Source organism: Mesorhizobium sp. B2-4-17 (assembly GCF_006441275.1).
Taxonomy (GTDB): domain Bacteria; phylum Pseudomonadota; class Alphaproteobacteria; order Rhizobiales; family Rhizobiaceae; genus Mesorhizobium.
This window is the reverse complement of sequence record NZ_VFUX01000011.1, coordinates 49,996-66,209: the sequence shown is the minus strand read 5'-3', so window position 1 is coordinate 66,209 and position 16,214 is coordinate 49,996. Positions and strand designations below refer to the sequence as shown.

General features: G+C 63.1%; 12 protein-coding genes. 4 read left to right on the top strand and 8 right to left on the bottom strand.

Annotated features, from left to right (window positions below; all coding sequences use genetic code 11):
• Nucleotides 1–14 precede the first annotated feature (14 nt).
• From FJ548_RS10840 to FJ548_RS10830, 3 genes are all read left to right on the top strand, one after another.
• A complete protein-coding gene (locus tag FJ548_RS10840) occupies nt 15–584 on the top strand; it encodes an NADPH-dependent FMN reductase (protein WP_140606765.1) in 570 nt (189 codons plus the stop codon).
• A gap of 253 nt (nt 585–837) precedes the next feature.
• On the top strand, nt 838–3,309 hold the full coding sequence (gyrB, locus tag FJ548_RS10835) for a DNA topoisomerase (ATP-hydrolyzing) subunit B (protein ID WP_140695308.1): 2,472 nt from the start codon (nt 838–840) through the stop codon (nt 3,307–3,309).
• A gap of 230 nt (nt 3,310–3,539) precedes the next feature.
• The gene (locus FJ548_RS10830; protein WP_140777860.1) at nt 3,540–4,457 is read left to right on the top strand and encodes a hypothetical protein; all 918 of its coding nucleotides are present in this window, start codon (nt 3,540–3,542) and stop codon (nt 4,455–4,457) included.
• 90 nt (nt 4,458–4,547) lie between these two features.
• Here the strand turns inward: FJ548_RS10830 and FJ548_RS10825 are convergent, their stop codons facing one another.
• From FJ548_RS10825 to FJ548_RS10810, 4 genes are all read right to left on the bottom strand, one after another.
• Nucleotides 4,548–5,945: an NAD(P)(+) transhydrogenase (Re/Si-specific) subunit beta gene (locus tag FJ548_RS10825; protein WP_140606762.1), complete on the bottom strand. Its 1,398-nt coding sequence runs from the start codon at nt 5,943–5,945 to the stop codon at nt 4,548–4,550.
• Nucleotide 5,946: 1 nt separating this feature from the next.
• On the bottom strand, nt 5,947–6,375 hold the full coding sequence (locus FJ548_RS10820; RefSeq protein ID WP_171026131.1) for a proton-translocating transhydrogenase family protein: 429 nt from the start codon (nt 6,373–6,375) through the stop codon (nt 5,947–5,949).
• Entirely contained in the window at nt 6,372–7,655 is a 1,284-nt protein-coding gene (locus FJ548_RS10815; protein WP_140777859.1) for a Re/Si-specific NAD(P)(+) transhydrogenase subunit alpha, read from the bottom strand. Before FJ548_RS10815 ends, FJ548_RS10820 begins: the two co-directional genes overlap by 4 nt.
• Before the next feature lie 86 nt (nt 7,656–7,741).
• Complete coding sequence (locus FJ548_RS10810) at nt 7,742–7,966, bottom strand: aa3-type cytochrome c oxidase subunit IV (protein ID WP_140606760.1); 225 nt, start codon at nt 7,964–7,966, stop codon at nt 7,742–7,744.
• 263 nt (nt 7,967–8,229) lie between these two features.
• On the opposite strand from FJ548_RS10810, the gene FJ548_RS10805 reads away from it, so the two are divergent.
• Nucleotides 8,230–9,045, top strand: a complete 816-nt coding sequence (locus FJ548_RS10805; protein ID WP_140764955.1) for an alpha/beta hydrolase — start codon at nt 8,230–8,232, stop codon at nt 9,043–9,045.
• Between the two features lie 9 nt (nt 9,046–9,054).
• Here FJ548_RS10805 and FJ548_RS10800 read toward each other — a convergent pair whose 3' ends face one another.
• The 4 genes from FJ548_RS10800 to FJ548_RS10785 all read right to left on the bottom strand — a co-directional run bounded on the left by FJ548_RS10800 (nt 9,055) and on the right by FJ548_RS10785 (nt 16,165).
• Nucleotides 9,055–9,204 carry a DUF3096 domain-containing protein gene (locus FJ548_RS10800; protein ID WP_140606758.1) on the bottom strand — a complete coding sequence of 50 codons (150 nt, stop codon included), beginning with the start codon at nt 9,202–9,204 and terminating at the stop codon, nt 9,055–9,057.
• A gap of 157 nt (nt 9,205–9,361) precedes the next feature.
• Nucleotides 9,362–10,117 (bottom strand): hypothetical protein, encoded by a 756-nt coding sequence (locus FJ548_RS10795; RefSeq protein WP_319022895.1) that lies wholly within the window; start codon nt 10,115–10,117, stop codon nt 9,362–9,364.
• Between the two features lie 161 nt (nt 10,118–10,278).
• Complete coding sequence (locus FJ548_RS10790) at nt 10,279–12,594, bottom strand: EAL domain-containing protein (protein WP_140606756.1); 2,316 nt, start codon at nt 12,592–12,594, stop codon at nt 10,279–10,281.
• A 91-nt stretch (nt 12,595–12,685) separates the two neighbouring features.
• Nucleotides 12,686–16,165, bottom strand: coding sequence for an indolepyruvate ferredoxin oxidoreductase family protein (locus FJ548_RS10785; protein ID WP_140777858.1), 3,480 nt, complete (start codon nt 16,163–16,165; stop codon nt 12,686–12,688).
• Nucleotides 16,166–16,214: the final 49 nt, after the last annotated feature.

The window sequence follows — 16,214 nt, the reverse complement described above, 5'->3', positions numbered from 1 at the left end:
CTAAGGAGCCCGCCTTGAAGCACCAGTTGAACATCGTCATCGGCAGCACGCGACCCGGTCGCGCCGGCCCGGTTTTTGCCGAGTGGCTGGAGGCATTCGCGCGCGAGCACGGGAAATTCGCGCCGGTTCTGACCGACATTGCCGCGTTCAAATTGCCGGTGCTGGACGAGCCGCATCATCCGAGGCTTGGCAACTACCAGAACGACCACACCAAGGCCTGGTCGAAGGCGATCGACGCCGCCGACGCCTTTGTCTTCGTCGCGCCGGAATACAATTATTTCGCGGCACCCGCGATCGTCAACGCGATCGACTACCTGGCGCGTGAATGGAAATACAAGCCTGCCGCCATTTTCAGCTATGGCGGCGTCTCCGGCGGCCTGCGCGCGGCGCAGGCCCTGAAGCCGCTGCTGACGTCGGTGGGCATCATGCCCATCCCGGAAGGCGTCGCGCTGCCGATGTACCAGAAACTGCTTGATGAGAACGGCGCCTTCAACGCCAGCGAACAGGTGGCCGGCGGCACCAGGACGATGCTGGACGAGCTGCTGCGCTGGAGCGAGGCGTTGAAACCGATGCGCGCCGGCTGACCTGACGCTGGATCCCGACCGGGCCGGGCGGCGTGCGCCGCGCTACAAGTTCACCATCACGTTTCTCAGGGACCGTGTGGCCAGGCAAATAGAGCCCGGCGGGAGCCGGTCCCGCACGGCCGGCTCATCCCCGGGGGAATGCCCGCAAACCTTGGAAAAACCGCCTTTAGCGCCTATATCTAGGCTATATCAGACGCGCGATTCGGGGGGAGTTTTTCCCGTTGCATTAGCGGCCTCTAGACAACAGGTTTTCATGAGCGACCAGACTGAGAACGCCAACGGCGCTGCAGCCGAATATGGCGCCGATTCCATCAAGGTTTTGAAGGGCTTGGACGCCGTCCGCAAACGTCCCGGCATGTATATTGGCGACACCGACGACGGTTCGGGCCTGCACCACATGGTTTATGAGGTGGTGGACAACGCCATCGACGAGGCGCTGGCCGGCCATGCCGACCTGGTTTCGGTAACGCTCAATCCCGACGGTTCGGTCACCGTCATCGACAATGGCCGCGGCATTCCCACCGATATCCACCCCAGCGAGGGCATTTCGGCGGCCGAAGTGATCATGACACAGCTGCATGCCGGCGGTAAATTCGACCAGAACTCCTACAAGGTGTCGGGCGGCCTGCACGGCGTCGGCGTCTCGGTGGTCAACGCGCTGTCGGCCTGGCTGAAGCTCAGAATCCGCCGCAACGGCCAGATCTATGAGATGAGCTTCACACATGGCAATGCCGACGCGCCGCTGAAGGCGACCGGCAGCTACGAACAGGACAAGCGCCCTGGCACCAATGAGGGCCGCAGCGGCAGCGAGATCACGTTCTTTCCGTCGGCCGAGACCTTCACGATGGTCGAGTTCGACTTCGGCACGCTGGAGCATCGGCTGCGCGAGCTCGCCTTCCTCAATTCGGGCGTGCGCATCGTTCTGACCGATGCCCGCCATGCCGACATCGTGCGCCATGAACTGCATTATGATGGTGGCCTTGAGGAATTCGTCAAATATCTCGACCGGGTCAAGAAACCGCTGATCGAGAAGCCGATCGCCATCCGGGCCGAGCGCGACGGCATCACCGTCGAAGTGGCGATGTGGTGGAACGACAGCTACCACGAAAACGTGCTGGCCTTCACCAACAACATCCCACAGCGCGACGGCGGCACCCATCTCGCCGGCTTCCGCGGCGCGCTGACGCGTCAGATCACCGGCTATGGCGAATCCTCGGGCCTGACCAAGAAGGAAAAGGTCTCGCTGATCGGCGATGATTGCCGCGAAGGCCTGACGGCCGTGCTGTCGGTCAAGGTTCCCGATCCGAAATTCTCCTCGCAGACCAAGGACAAGCTGGTTTCCTCGGAAGTCCGCCCAGTGGTCGAAGGACTGGTCAACGAGGCGCTGGGCACCTGGCTGGAGGAGCATCCGACCGAGGGTAAGGTGGTGGTCGAGAAGGTGATCCAGGCCGCGGCGGCGCGCGAAGCCGCGCGCAAGGCCCGCGACATCACCCGCAAGACCTCGCTGGGCGTCACCTCCCTGCCCGGCAAGCTGGCCGACTGCCAGGAGCGCGACCCCGCAAAATCGGAAATCTTCATCGTCGAGGGTGACTCGGCGGGCGGCTCGGCCAAGGGCGGCCGCTCGCGCCAGAACCAGGCCATCCTGCCCCTGCGCGGCAAGATCCTCAATGTCGAGCGCGCGCGCTTCGATCGTATGCTGAGCTCCGACATGATCGGCACGCTGATCACCGCGCTCGGTACCTCGATCGGCAAGGACGAGTTCAACGCCGACAAGCTGCGCTATCACAAGATCATCCTGATGACCGACGCCGACGTCGACGGCGCCCATATCAGGACCTTGCTGCTCACCTTCTTCTTCCGGCAGATGCCGGAGCTGATCGAGCGCGGCCATCTCTACATCGCCCAACCGCCGCTCTACAAAGTGACGCGCGGGAAGAGCTCGCAATACATCAAGAATGAGAGCGCCTTCGAGGAATTCCTGATCGATTCAGGCCTGGAGGAAGCCTCGCTTACGCTCGGCTCGGCCGAGGTGCGGACCGGGCAGGATCTGCACGGTGCCGTCGACGACGCGCTGGCAGTGCGCCAGCTCATCAACGGCCTGCACACGCGCTACAACCGCAACGTCGTCGAGCAGGCGGCGATCGCCGGCGGCCTCAACCCCGAAATCTTCAATGACCTTGCCCGCGCCAACGCCATGGCGGAGCGGATCGCACAACGTCTCGACATCATCGCCGAGGACACGGAGCGCGGCTGGACCGGCCGCATGTCGACCTCCAATGAGGGCAGCGGCGGCTATGTGTTCGAACGCACGGTGCGCAGCGTCAAGGAATACGCCCATCTCGACATGGCGCTGATCAATTCGGCCGACGCCCGCCAGCTCGACCGCTACGCGCAGCGTCTCAGCGAAGTCTATGGGACGCCGCCGGTGCTGCGCCGCAAGGATGTCGCCGAAACCGTTTCGGGGCCGCTGGCGCTGCTCAACGCGGTCTTTGCGACAGGCCGCAAGGGACTGACCATGCAGCGCTACAAGGGTCTCGGCGAGATGAATGCCGAGCAGCTCTGGGAGACCACGCTCGACCCGAATGTTCGCTCGCTGCTGCAGGTCAAGGTCAGCGACGCGACGGACGCCGACAGCCTGTTCTCGCGCCTGATGGGCGACGAAGTCGAGCCTAGACGTGAATTCATCCAGGACAACGCGCTGTCGGTGGCCAACCTGGATATCTAGAACCCATCCTTGTCTTTTAAGATCGGCGCACCAGGTGCGCCGATCCTCTCTCGGACGCCAACCAAACATTTCATAAGCCACTGGAACGGAAGACCATCCGGGACATTGTGACACCATCGATCACGATTTCTCAGGAGGCATTCATGGGTCGCGGCATTCTGCTCTGGTTGCTTGGGGTTCCTATCCCGATCATCATCCTCATCATGCTGTTCGCGCGATAGGGGGCCGTCATGCAGTCCACCCTGTCGGCTGTCGATGTTCCCGTTTCAACCGAATCCTCCGCCTCGGCGATCAGCTGGGGTCCGATCATCGCCGGTGCTTTCGCGGCATCGACGTTGAGCTTCATGTTGATGCTGCTCGGCTCCGGGCTGGGGCTGACCATGGTTTCGCCCTGGTCTGGCTCAGGCGCCTCGATCACCACTTTCGCGGTCTCGAGCGCAATCTGGCTGGTCGTGGTGCAATGGCTGTCATCGGGTGTCGGCGGCTATCTCGCGGGACGGATGCGCACCAAATGGGTCGATATCCACACGGACGAGGTGTTCTTTCGTGACACCGCACACGGATTCCTGGCCTGGGCACTGGCAACGCTGCTCGTCGTCGGGGTGCTCGGCTCGGCGCTGACATCGATACTGGGCTCGGGCGTGCAGGCAGCGTCAACGGTGGTATCGGGTGCCGCGATGGGTGCATCGGCCGGCGCCGCTGGCAATGCCGGCTCGGCATCCGCCGACAATGCGACCTCCTATTTCGTGGATTCGCTGTTCCGCCCGGCCGATCCGAGCAAGCTCGCCGCCGCCAATCCGCAAAATGACGCGGCCGCCGCATCGCAGGCGTCGCGCATCCTGATCGCCAGCGCCGCGGCGGGCGAAATTTCGGCCGACGACAAGACCTACCTGTCGCAGCTGGTCGCGGCCCGCACCGGCCTGTCCGAGGCCGACGCCAAGGCAAGGGTCGATGCGATCCTGGCAAAGGCCCAGGACGCTAAGGTCAAGGCCAAGCAAGCGGCGGACACCGCCAGGAAGGCAAGTGCCACCTTCGCGCTTCTGGGAGCGTTGTCGCTGGTTGTCGGCGCCTTCATCGCCAGCGCTGCGGCGGCTTTGGGCGGCAGGCAGCGCGACGAAGAGGAAGCGGTTTTCCTGACCAGCCGCTGAGCATCCATTCTCAACCCAGACAAGAGAAAAGCCCGGCGTCGAGCCGGGCTTTTCTTGGATATGGTTGTGGCTCTCGCCGTTCGCCTGAAATCAGTGATCCATGGCCTTGACGATCTCTTCTGTCATCTTCTTGGCGTCGCCGAGCAGCATCATGGTGCCGTCCTTGTAGAACAGCGTGTTGTCGATGCCGGCATAGCCGGAGCCGAGCGAGCGCTTGACGAACAGACAGGTGCGCGCCTTGTCGACATCAAGGATCGGCATGCCGTAGATGGGCGACGACTTGTCGTCGCGCGCGGACGGGTTGGTGACGTCGTTGGCGCCGATGACATAGGCGACGTCAGCCTGCGCGAATTCGGAGTTGATATCCTCCAATTCGAACACCTCGTCGTAAGGCACGTTGGCCTCGGCGAGCAGCACGTTCATGTGGCCGGGCATGCGGCCGGCGACCGGGTGGATGGCGTATTTGACGTCGACGCCATTGGCCTTGAGCTTGTCGGCCATTTCACGCAGCGCGTGCTGCGCCTGTGCGACCGCCATGCCGTAGCCGGGCACGATGATCACCTTCTGCGCGTTCATCATCAGGTAGGCGGCGTCGTCGGCCGAACCCTGCTTGACCGTGCGCTCGATGCCGTCGTCAGCTGCCGCCGCCGTCTCGCCGCCGAAGCCGCCGAGGATGACCGAGATAAAGGACCGGTTCATGCCCTTGCACATGATGTAGGACAGGATCGCGCCGGACGAACCGACCAGCGCACCGGTGATGATCAGCGCCAGATTGCCCAGCGTAAAGCCGAGCGCCGCAGCGGCCCAGCCCGAGTAAGAATTCAGCATCGACACGACGACGGGCATGTCGGCGCCGCCGATCGGGATGATCAGCAGCACGCCCAGTACCAGCGAGGCGGCGACGATCAGCCAGAAGACCAGCTTCGATTCCGTGGTGACCAGAAGCACGATCAGCACGATCAGCGCAATGCCGAGTGCGGCGTTGATGAAATGGCGGCCGCCGATCATGATCGGCTTGCCGGACATGCGGCCATCGAGCTTGAGGAAGGCGATGACCGAGCCCGTGAAGGTGATGGCGCCGATAGCCACACCCAGGCTCATCTCGACCAGCGCCTGGGCATGGATGTCGCCTGCCGTGCCGATGCCGAAGCTTTCCGGTGCATAGATCGCCGCGGCCGCCACCATGACGGCGGCGAGGCCGACGAGCGAGTGGAAGGCGGCGACCAGCTGCGGCATCGAGGTCATGGCGATGCGGCGCGCGGTAACGGCGCCGACACCGCCGCCGATGGCAAGGCCGAGCACGATGAGGCCAAAGCGGCCGGCGGAAGGGGTTGCCAGCGCCAGCGTGGTGGCGATGGCGATGCCCATGCCGATCATGCCGTAGAGGTTGCCCTGGCGGCTGGTGGTCGGGTGCGACAAGCCGCGCAGCGCCAGAATGAACAGGATGCCTGAGACCAGATAGAGGAAGGAAGCGAGATTGACGGTCACGTCACTTGTCCTTCTTCTTGTACATGGCCAGCATGCGCTGGGTGACGAGGAAGCCGCCGAAGATGTTGACCGAGACCAGCATCAGCGCGACGAAGCCGAAACCGGCGGCAACGCCGGAAGCGGCGATGCCGACAGCAAGCAGCGCGCCGACGACGATGACCGACGAGATGGCATTGGTGACAGCCATCAGCGGCGTGTGCAGCGCCGGCGTCACCGACCAGACGACGTAGTAGCCGACGAAGATCGCCAGCACGAAGATGGCGAAGCGGAAGACGAAGGGGTCGATGGCGCCGCCGGAGAGTGCGTGCGCGGCATTACCCGCCGCATCGGCGCCGCCTGGAGCGTTTGCCAGGTTCTGCACCGCCAGTCGGACGGCAGCACTTGCCTGGTCGAGCTGGTCGAGGGCTTTTTGCAGGGTCTGATCCATCACGCTGTGCCTTTCGACTTGGGCGACTTGGATGCGGGCGACTTGGACGCGGTGGTTTTCCCGGGTGCGGACTTTTTCGGCGATGCCGAAGCGTCGGCGACCATGGTCGTGGCGGGGATCGCGGCCGGCTCGACATAAGGCTGCTGGTCGGCCTTGGCGAAGGCCGGATGGACCACCTTGCCGCCGTCGGTCAGCATCGTTGCCTTGACCAGTTCATCGTCGCGCTTGATGGCGAGCGTCTTGCTCGTCTTGTCGACAAGCGTCTCGAGGAAGGCGAACAGGTTCCTGGCATAAAGCAGCGAGGCGGAGGCGGCGACGCGGCCCGGCACATTGAGGTGGCCGACGATCTTGACCCCGTTGGCCGTGGTCACCACCTTGCCGGCTTCGGCGCCCTCGACATTGCCGCCGCGCTCGACGGCAAGATCGACGAGCACCGAGCCCGGCTTCATCGAGGCGACCATCGCCGCCGACACCAGCTTGGGCGCCGGCCGGCCGGGGATGAGCGCGGTGGTGATGACGATGTCCTGCTTGGCGATGTGCTCGGCGGTGAGCGCGGCCTGCTTGGCCTGGTATTCCTTGGACATTTCCTTGGCATAGCCGCCGGCGGTCTCGGCGGCCTTGAACTCGTCGTCCTCTACGGCCAGGAATTTTGCGCCGAGCGATGCGACCTGTTCCTTGGCGGCAGGACGCACGTCGGTGGCGGTGACGACCGCACCGAGGCGGCGCGCCGTGGCGATCGCCTGCAGGCCGGCGACGCCGACGCCCATGATGAAGACTTTCGCCGCCGGCACCGTGCCTGCCGCCGTCATCATCATCGGCAAGGCGCGATCATATTCCGAGGCGCCGTCGATCACCGCCTGGTAGCCGGCAAGATTGGCCTGCGAGGACAAAACGTCCATCGATTGCGCCCGGGTGATGCGCGGCATGAACTCCATCGAGAAGGCTGTGACGCCGGCCCTGGCCAGGGCGGCGACAGCGGCATCATTGCCGTAGGGATCCATGATGGCGATGACGGCGGCGCCGGATTTGTAGCTCTTCAGCTCGGCATCCGTCGGCCGGCGAACCTTCAGCACGACATCGGCACTGGCGACATCCTCGGCCTTGCCGATGGCAGCCCCTGCCTTGGCAAACTCTTCGTCGGGGATGCGCGACCTGGTACCGGCGCCGGTTTCGACAATCACATCGAAGCCCAGCCCCGCCAGCCGTTTCACCGTATCGGGCGAGGCCGCGACACGCGGCTCGTTCGCATCGAGCTCACGAGGGATGAAAACCGTCTGTCCCACCGCATGATCCTTTCGGCTGGAACCTGTCTGCGCAAACTGTCGGCCGGAGCGTCCGGCGACGTCAAGGCAAGAGGGTTTTGGAAAGTCTACCGCAGAATGAAGGCGCCGACGGCCATGATCAGGATGAACAGGATGGTCGCCGAGAAGAAGCCGCCCGCGAAGAAGCCGAAAGCCATCGCGATGAGAAGGCCAAGGCAGAAAAGCGATCCGTATTTGGCCAGCATGAGAAAGCCCGCATAGGTGCGGTCATGCTCGGCATAGTCCATCTTCGCGCCCAGCTCTACAGGACCGGTCGGCGTATGATCAGCCATAGGAATACCCCTTCGAAGACATCTTTCAGGCACATAGCGAAAAGCCGGGCGGAGAGCAATGGCGCTATTGCCGCATTGGGGCCGATAACTGCCTCAAGGGAAAGTTGAAGATTGCCGGCCGGTCCCTTGCCTGGGCGCTCTGCCGTCACCGGCCATCGGCATCATGTGTGAATCCCGTTGAACCAGCTGTGAGAATTTGGCGGTTTTTGACAGCGTCGCGAGGGATTATCGTCGCCGGATGAACACTCCCTGGTTGAAGCGCCATGATCACCCCCAGACAGACATTTGACTGGAACGGCGCGACCATCGCGTGGGGGACTGCCGGCTGTGGTCCTCCGATCGTGCTCATGCATGGTACGCCGTTCTCCTCGCATGTCTGGCATCGCGTCGCACCGGAACTGGCGCGCGACCATACGCTGTATTTCTATGATCTTCCCGGATATGGGCGATCCGAGAAACGGGAAGGCCAGGATGTTTCGCTGGGCATCCAGAACAAGGCGCTGACGGCGATGCTGGCCTTCTGGAGGCTCGACCGGCCCAAAATCGTCGCCCATGATTTCGGCGGCGCCACGGCGTTGCGCGCACATCTGATCGACGGCTGCGACTATGACAGATTGCTGCTGATCGATCCGGTGGCGGTGCGGCCCTGGGGCTCGCCCTTTGTCCAGCATGTCCGGCAGCATGAGGCTGCCTTCGCCGGAGCGCCGGACTACATACAGGTGGCGATCCTGAAAGCGTATGTTTTGGGCGCCGCGGCCAGGCCTTTGTCGGACCTTGACCTGGAACCCTACATGGCACCGTGGAGAGGCCCGATTGGCCAGCCGGCCTTCTATCGTCAGATCGCGCAGATGGACCAGCGCTTCACCGACGAGGTCGAACCGCTTTACCAGAACGTCCGCTGCCCGGTGAGCTTGCTGTGGGGAGAGGAAGACCACTGGATATCACCGGACAGCGGCGCGAAACTCGCGGCCATGCTGCCGGATTGCACCTTGACGCTTGTTCCAGGTTCCGGCCATCTCATGCAGGAAGACGCACCAGAGGCGATCATCGGCGCAGCCCTGCGCTTCTTCGCCGGCTGACAGCTTGCTTCAGCTGGCAAGGTGCGGGAAGAGCCCGAGCAGTCCAACGACGATCAGGTAGAGCGCGACGATGTAGTTCAACAGCCGTGGCATGATGAGGATCAGCACGCCGGCGATCAGCGAGATAAGCGGCGTGAGCGCGAGCTGGGAAATATGCATGTCCTGGTCCTTTCCTGAGGCGATGGCCACCAACTTGCGGTGGTGCCGCCACCTACAACGCTATCAGGCCCGGAAAGCTCCATCGTGATCCACGCTGGCCAAAAAGCGGCCCGGCCGAGCCGCCGGCATGCGGGAGGCAAGCGGCCTGAAGACCGCGTCAGGCTGCTTCGAAATACTTGGCGGTGGGCAAGATGGTGAGCGGCGCCAATTCGCCTCTCTTGGGACGTTGGAACAGCATGCGTTGCTCGAATGCAGTGGAGTTGAAGAATGGAAAGCGGTCCAGCGTCGCCTGCATGTTCTCGGAGCATTTCGACTGGAACAGATGCACGGGCACGGTAAGTCCGGGATAATTTCGCGGAGGCACCGCCTGCTCCGATCGGAAGATGCGATGATAGAAGGCGGAATGCTCTTCCTTGATCGCCGTCAGGCAATAGGTCGGCTTGAAATGGCTGCAGGCAACCACCGCCAGCCTCAGGGTGACATACGGCAGCACGCGCAGACTGCTGGACCACTCAAGATCGGCGGCGAACCGGCTTGGGTCGACGAAAGTCTCGCCAGCCGCCAGGCGCCGCGCCAGCACATCGCCGAAGACATCGGTGCTGGGTGAGACAGGACATCTTGCGCTGGCGTAGTGGATTCTGATGGTGCTGACGAGTGCGCCATCGAAGAAAACGCCAAAGCGATAGGAATTGGGCAGGTCGTCGAAGTCGTCTTTCACCATGCGGGAGGCATCCGGCTTCACCATGCCGGCGTGAATATAGGAGTTGTAGCGAAGCCTGTAGATCGCCTCAAGATCCTCGGCGCCATCGCAAAGGCGATACTCCACATGCTCCAGCACATCCATGATGTGATCTGAGAAGACCGAGGGGCGATTCTTGTCCCTGCCCGTAGCCGCCGCAACGGGTTTATCCAACAACTTGTTTTCCATTTTGTCCTCGCACTGCCGCACAACGACAATAGCGAAGCACAGTGGAAACCAGAAGCAAAATTCCGAGCGTTTTCGTTTACCCTAAATTAACGTTAACAAATGGTAAATTGCACATACGGGGAGAAGCAGGGCTCGATGGCTGGATTTCAGGTGGCGGCGCGCTTTGCAGCCGGCTGCAATTCCGCAGCGAAGGGCCAGGTCGCATTGGACATGGCTTCGATGCCCGACGCGCTGAGCGCCGCGCCGAACAGGAAGCCTTGGACAAGATCCGGCTTCACCGAATGCAGCAGGATCTTGAGCTGCTCGAACGTCTCCACGCCTTCGATGGTGACGGTGAGACCCAGGATACGGGTCAGGTTGACGACGCCCTTCAACAGCTCGAGCGACCGTGGATTCTGGGTGACGTCCATCACGAACGACCGGTCGATCTTGATCTTGTCGAGCGGCAGCTTGTGGAGGTAGCTCAGGCTTGAATAGCCGGTGCCGAAATCGTCGAGGGCGATGCGCACGCCGAGGTGTTTCAGTTCCTCGATATATTGGCGCGTCAGGGACTTGTCGTCGAGCAGGGCGGTTTCGGTGACTTCGATCTCGAGCCGGCCGGCGGCGAGCCCGGAAGAGTCAAGCGCATCGCGCACCTTGCGGATGATGTCGCCGTTGCGGAAATCCCTGGCGGAAAGATTGACCGAGACGCTGGTCTGGTCGGGCCACTTGGCGCATTCGGCGCAGGCCGCCTGGAGTACGAAGGTGCTGATCTCGGAGATGATGCCCATCTCCTCGGCCAGCGGAATGAAGACGCTAGGCGAAATCGGCCCGAGATCGGGATGGTCCCAGCGGCACAGCGCCTCGCAGCTGGCGATGCGCATGGTGTTCATCGCCACGATCGGCTGGTAGACGACCCGCAGGCCCTTGCCTTCCACGGCGGTGCGCAAATCCGCCTTCATCAGCTGACGGTTGCGGAACGCGGCATCCATGGCGGCCTCGAACAGTCGCCAGCCGTTCTTGCCGAGCTCCTTGGCCTTGTAAAGCGCCAGGTCCGCCTTGACGATCATGGCGTCGACATCGGTTTCATCGACTTTGGACAGCACCGCGCCGGCACTGGCCTGGATCCGCAACCCATGACCCGCGACGTCGACCTCACCCTGCAGGTCGGCGAAAATCTGGTCGAGCAGGCTGGCCAGGTGGCTTTCGTCCTCGATGCGGTCGAAGAACATCATGAATTCGTCACCACCGAAACGGCTGACGGTAATGCCGCGCCCGGCGATGGCCGCGAGCCGCTCGGCGACGGCATAGATCAGGCCATCGCCGACGGGATGGCCGAGGGTGTCGTTGACGCTCTTGAAATCGTCAAGGTCGACCACGGCCAGGCCGCACAGGCGATCACGCTCGCCGGAAGCCATCGATTCGCCGACCAGCTCATGGAAATAGGCGCGGTTTGGCAGGCCGGTGAGGTTGTCGTAGCGCGCCATGAAACGGATCTTGTCCTCCGCCTCGACACGCGCCGTGACGTCTTCAAAAGTGATGACCCCCAATTCCTGGTTGCCTTCGCGGGCAGAGAATTCAAAGTGCTGACCGTTGGAAAAGGAAACCAGCACCTTGCGGTCGCGGCCCTCGCGCAGCGCACGCGTCAGCTGCGCCTCGACGTAGCGGCAGTCCTTCGGCGCCAGCATGCCGCCGGCAACGCCGCGCAGCAGCAGTGAATGAATCGACCGTCCCAGCAGTTGGTCCGGCGATTTGAGCGACATCAGACGGGCAGCCTCGGCATTGCCGACGACCACCTTGCCGTCGGGCCCGAGCATGACCAGGCCATGCGACATGGTGTTGAGGGCGCGGTTGAAGCGCTGCGCGATCTGCCTCGCCTGCTTGTGCCCTACGACGGCCGAAAACAGCACGTTGCGGACATGGTCGGCGCTGCCCTTGATGATGAACATGAAGGGGATGATCAGCAGGCCAAGCACGACGTAGGGGATGTCGAACCTGAGAATGAGTGCAGCGGCGATCGGCCCGACGAAGGTGACCGCGAAGATCATGACCATGCGAGGCGAGCCGTAATTTCGGCCGACCACAGTCACCAGGGAGGCAAGCGTTACCGAAAGCGCCCCGATCTCGGCATAGGAGTCAGAGTAGACATAGATGGAAATGAAGCAAAAGAACCCCAGCAACAGCCCTTGAAGGCTGCCCTTCAGGATGTATTCGCGCTCCCACTTCGTTGCATCGGCGGCGTCGCGCATCTCGCCGCCCGAGCGATGGAACCGCCGCAGGCTGAAGTAGCGCCAGACGCCGATGCCGAGCAGCGCGCCGGCCAGAGCCAGGAAAATAGGCTGGCCGTTGCGCCAGTAGACCATGAGGCTGATTACAGCGTGGCAAAGCGCGCCGATGACCAGCATATGCGCGTTGTCGAACAACGAGCGCACAAACTGGATATAAACATCCACTGGGATGTTATCGGTTTTTGTTTTGCCCATTACTGGCGCCCAATGAGCCCCAGCCTTGGCATAGTCCCATTAAAAAACCTTTAGCCTGGGCTGAAACGCCTGATTTTAGGCGCTTTTTGGATCATTCGGCGGCCTGAAGCTCGGGCCTTGCCGGCGCCGCCGCCAAGCGTTCGAGCAGCCTTTGACGCTCGCCTGCGGCCCTTTCGGCACTGGCTTGCCGGACATGGCCGTAGCCACGGATGAGCGCGGGGACCGAAACGAGGGCGACCGCCGCCTCGGCCTTGCCCGGCGCCAGCGACCTGGCGACCAATTCCAGGTCGGCCTCATATTGAGCCAGCAATTGCCGTTCCATGCGCCGTTCGCCGGTGTACCCGAACGGGTCGAAAGCGGTGCCACGCAGCCCCTTCATCGCCGCAAGCAGGCGAAAACCCTTCATCATCCACGGGCCGAAGCTCGATTTCCTCGGTTTGCCGTCATTGCCGCGCCGTCCCATGATGGGTGGCGCGAGATGGAATTCGAGTTTCTCGTAGCTCTGGAACTGCTTTCCAAGCTCGGCGGCGAAGGAGCCGTCGGTATAGAGCCGCGCCACCTCGTATTCGTCCTTGATCGCCATCAGCTTGAACAGACTTTTGGCGGCCGCCGCGGTCACAACGGTCGAACCCGGTATGGCCTTCGTTTCGGCCGCCCGCAGTGCCGAAATCCTGTCGGCATAACGCTTGCCGTAGGCGGCGTTCTGATACCCGGTCAGGAAGGTGACACGGCGGGCAATGATCTCGTCCAGCGTCTCGGCGATCGCAGCTGCCTGCGTCACCTTGCCGGGCTTGGTGATGAGACCGCGCACAAAATCCGGCTGGTGTGCGGCGCGGCGGCCCCAGCGGAAGGCGGCGATGTTCATCGCCACCGCTTCGCCGTTCAATTCAATAGCCTTTTCAATGGCTTCCGCCGACAACGGCAGGCCGCCATGCTGAAAGGCAAAGCCAAGCATGAACATGTTGGCGCCGAGCGAATTGCCGAACAGGGTGGTGGCGGTGCGGGTCGCGTCGAAGAAATGCGCCTTCTCGTCGCCGGCGGCGGCACGGATCGCCTTCTTCAGCCGTTCGACCGGCAAGAAGAAATCGGCCGACCGGGCAAACTCGCCAGGCATGATCTCGGCGGTGTTGGCGAGGAAGATCGTATGTCCCTCGCGGACAGCCGTCAGCACTTTCTTGGCGCCCGACACGACGAGGTCGCAGCCAAGCACGAGATCGGCCTTGCCCGCGGAGACACGGATGGCATGGATGTCGTCCGGCGTGCGGGCGATGCGGACATGGGTGAACACCGAGCCACCCTTCTGGGCGAGGCCGGCCATGTCGATCATGCCACAGCCTTTGTCCTCGAGATGGGCCGCCATGCCGAGCACGGCACCCACGGTGACGACGCCGGTGCCGCCGACACCGTCGATGATCGCCGCCCAGCCCTCTGCGCCCAGCGGGAATTCGGTGGGCATGGGCACGCCGTCGAGCGGATCGGCCTTGCCGGCCAATCCTTCGGCCTTGCGGATCTTGGCGCCGTGCACGGTGACGAAGGACGGGCAGAAGCCGTTGACGCAGGAGAAATCCTTGTTGCAGCTCGACTGGTCGATCTTGCGCTTGCGGCCGAATTCGGTCTCGACGGGCTGGATGGAGACGCAGTTCGACTGCACGCCGCAATCGCCGCAGCCCTCGCAGACCAGCTCGTTGATGAAGACGCGCTTGTCGGGATCGGGAAAGGTGCCGCGCTTGCGGCGGCGGCGTTTTTCGGCGGCACAGGTCTGGTCGTAGAGCAGGATCGATACGCCCTTGACGTCGCGCAGCTCGCGCTGGACGAGATCGAGGTCGTCGCGGTGGTGAATGGTGGCACCAGCCGGGAATTCGGCCTTGCTGGCATATTTGTCGGGCTCGTCGGTGACGATGGCGATGCGGTCGACGCCTTCGGCCCGCACCTGTCTGGCGATCATGTCCACCGTCAGACCGCCCTCATGCGGCTGGCCGCCGGTCATGGCGACAGCGTCGTTATAGAGGATCTTGTAGGTGATGTTGGCTTCGCTCGACAGCGCAAAGCGGATCGCCAGCGTACCGGAATGGTTGTAGGTGCCGTCGCCGAGGTTCTGGAAGATGTGGTCGCGCTTGGAGAACGGTGCCTGACCGACCCATTGCGCGCCCTCTCCGCCCATGGCCGTGAAGCCCAGGGTGTTGCGGTCCATCCACAGCGCCATGAAATGGCAGCCGATGCCGGCGGCGGCGATCGAGCCGTCCGGCACCTTGGTCGAGGAATTGTGCGGACAGCCGGAACAGAAGAAGGGCGTGCGCGAACCGATATCGGTGGTGTCCGCCAGCATCGCCTGGAACTGTCGCAGCTTCGCCACCCGCGCCGAGATCTCTTCGGACGCACCGACGGTTTTGACGATCCTCTCGCCAAGGGCAATCGCGATCTCGTTGGGGTCGAGCGCGCCCTTGGCCGGGAACAGCCAGTCGCCGCGCTCGTCTTTCTTGCCGACGATAACCGGCTGCGAGGCGGTGCCGTAGAGGCCTTCGCGCAGTTGCACCTCGATCAGCGAGCGCTTCTCCTCGACGACGATGATGGTGTCGAGACCGCGTGCAAACTCCGCGATATGATGCAGGTCGAGCGGCCAGGGGCAGCCGACCTTGAACAGCCGTACGCCGATGCGGTTGGCGGCCGCCTCGTCGATTCCGATATCCTCCAGCGCCTGGCGGACATCGAGATAGCTCTTGCCCAGCGTGATGATGCCGAGCTTAGGGTTGCGACCACCCGAATAGATGATGCGGTTCAACCCGTTGGCATGGATGAAGGCGGAGGCGGCTGCGCGCTTGAATTCGTGCAGCCGCTCCTCCTGGCCGAGCATGTCGATTTCGTGGCGGATGTTGAGACCGCCCGGCGGCATGTCGAACTCCGGCACGACGATGTTCAACCGCTCGAGCGAAGCATCGACAGAGGCCGTCGATTCGATGTTGTCCTTGACGCATTTGATCGCCGCCCAGGTGCCGGCGAAACGCGACATGGCAAAGCCATAGAGGCCGTAATCGATGATCTCCTGGACCCCAGCCGGATTGAGGATCGGCACCATGGCGTCGACGAACAGGAATTCGGTGGCATGCGCATTGGTCGAGGATTCGGCCATATGGTCGTCGCCCATGAGCGCGAGCACGCCGCCATGCTTCGACGAACCGGCGAGATTGGCATGGCGGAACACGTCGCCTGAACGATCGACGCCCGGACCCTTGCCATACCAGACGGAGAAGACGCCGTCATGGGTGCCCTCGCCCAGCAATTCCGTCTGCTGCGATCCCCAGCAAGCGGTGGCGGCAAGCTCTTCGTTGAGGCCGGGCTGGAAGACGATATCGGCCCCGGCGAGCTGCTTCTTCGCCTTCCACAACTGCATGTCGAGGCCGCCGAGCGGCGAGCCGCGATAGCCGGAGACGAAACCGGCGGTGTTGAGGCCAGCGCGGCGGTCGCGCTCGCGCTGCATCAGGAGCATGCGGATGACCGCCTGCGCGCCGGACAGGAAGATGCGCTCCTTCCCGAGGTCGAACTTGTCGTCGAGCGCGACATCATGCAGCGTCATCAGGCATTTCCTCTGCGAAGGCCGCGCGGGGCAGCAGCCAACGTCGGGA

Excerpts from the sequence above, each read along its gene's own strand:
- gyrB (WP_140695308.1), top strand. The coding sequence starts at position 838 with ATGAGCGACCAGACTGAGAACGCCAACGGCGCTGCAGCCGAATATGGC.
- FJ548_RS10810 (WP_140606760.1), bottom strand. The coding sequence starts at position 7,966 with ATGGCTGATCATACGCCGACCGGTCCTGTAGAGCTGGGCGCGAAGATG.
- FJ548_RS10800 (WP_140606758.1), bottom strand. The coding sequence starts at position 9,204 with ATGCATATTTCCCAGCTCGCGCTCACGCCGCTTATCTCGCTGATCGCC.
- FJ548_RS10785 (WP_140777858.1), bottom strand. The coding sequence starts at position 16,165 with ATGACGCTGCATGATGTCGCGCTCGACGACAAGTTCGACCTCGGGAAG.
- FJ548_RS10790 (WP_140606756.1), bottom strand. The coding sequence starts at position 12,594 with ATGGGCAAAACAAAAACCGATAACATCCCAGTGGATGTTTATATCCAG.
- FJ548_RS10805 (WP_140764955.1), top strand. The coding sequence starts at position 8,230 with ATGATCACCCCCAGACAGACATTTGACTGGAACGGCGCGACCATCGCG.
- FJ548_RS10830 (WP_140777860.1), top strand. The coding sequence starts at position 3,540 with ATGCAGTCCACCCTGTCGGCTGTCGATGTTCCCGTTTCAACCGAATCC.